Annotated in this window: 2 protein-coding genes; both read right to left on the reverse strand. The window is 30.7% G+C overall.

All coding sequences use genetic code 11. From position 1 onward, the window contains the following. Positions 1 to 357 precede the first annotated feature (357 nt). Positions 358 to 801: a hypothetical protein gene (locus QI30_RS18775; RefSeq protein WP_126992080.1), complete on the reverse strand. Its 444-nt coding sequence runs from the start codon at positions 799 to 801 to the stop codon at positions 358 to 360. Between the two features lie 358 nt (positions 802 to 1,159). Further along, positions 1,160 to 1,318, reverse strand: a complete 159-nt coding sequence (locus QI30_RS21290) for a helix-turn-helix domain-containing protein (RefSeq protein WP_370323640.1) — start codon at positions 1,316 to 1,318, stop codon at positions 1,160 to 1,162. Positions 1,319 to 1,322: the final 4 nt, after the last annotated feature.

Consider the following 1,322-nt stretch of genomic DNA (forward strand, 5'->3'; position numbering starts at 1 on the left):
GAAGCTTCTAAATTCTTTAAAATTAACATAATTAAATGCTGATCTTACAATCATTACTACATTATTTACAAATTTAACTGTAACAACTCAATTCGTCATATAATACAACTCAAAAATATAATTCTTATCGTATCGGAGAAATACAACCTATTTCGTGTAGATGCAGCTACTCCAGATCCAATCTACATATGAAATCCCTTATTATCTGTTAATAGCCCCCACATTCAATATCCCCAATTATTTTATGCTTACATTATGTATAGGGATTGAAAAGCCAAAAGGTAAACCTAACTTTCAAAAGAAAATACTTATTAATCATAAAAATAACAAAATATTGATTTTATTCTGGCAGAAATACTATTCTTTGTCCTCTAAAACTTTATATTTTTCCTTATCTTTTTTAAATTCAAACTCAACCATTGAATACATATAGCCCACCATACTTGCTACGAATATTGCTGGAATAAAAAAGTCCAATTTAAGTTGGATTGATTTTAAATTTAACAGACCATCACTAGCACTTAAAAAAGCAGATGTTAAAGAACAAGAAATTAAAAGGAATGTACCAGCAAAACACAAAGTTTTACCTCTCCAACTATCAATAAAAACAAATGCTAAAGCTGCAATCCCCACAGACACAGTAGCCAAAATACCACTTAATAAAGACAATAAAGAATTGTAAGATGTAACCTTAATATGTTTAAATACAAAATCAATAACAAAGATTAACCAAATAAAACCAGCAAATAAAAACACTAACGTTAAACCATTAACAAGCTTAAAATGATGTTCAAATTTCAATAGAAACACTCCTATACAAAAAATCAGTTACAAAACTAATATTCGATAAAGAACAAAAAATTCCTGTTACCCGTACAACGTCCATAGATAGTATTTAATATGTTTACGAGCAAGGTCAGTGGACACTAGGCCATCAACGAAAGACGAACAATATAAAAGACGCTGTTACACACAACATACCAGTGCAGTACAACGTCCATAGATAGTATTTAATATGTTTACGAGCAAGGTCAGTGGACACTAGGCCATCAACGAAAGACGAACAATATAAAAGACGCTGTTACACACAACATACCAGTGCAGTACAACGTCCATAGATAGTATTTAATATGTTTACGAGCAAGGTCAGTGGACACTTTTATAACTCTTTAATCAGCTTATTAATATAGCTTTTGGATACACCCATCATTTCAGCTAGTTTACGCTGTGATGCTTTTGGATACTTTTCTTTAAGTTTACGTAATTTTTCAAGGTTACTATTAACCTTTTGTGCTCGTTCAGCATTATATTGTTCCATTGAT

The organism is Candidatus Kurthia intestinigallinarum (assembly GCF_003991225.1).
Classification (GTDB): domain Bacteria; phylum Bacillota; class Bacilli; order Bacillales_A; family Planococcaceae; genus Kurthia; species Kurthia populi.

Excerpts from the sequence above, each read along its gene's own strand:
- QI30_RS21290 (WP_370323640.1), bottom strand. The coding sequence starts at position 1,318 with ATGGAACAATATAATGCTGAACGAGCACAAAAGGTTAATAGTAACCTT.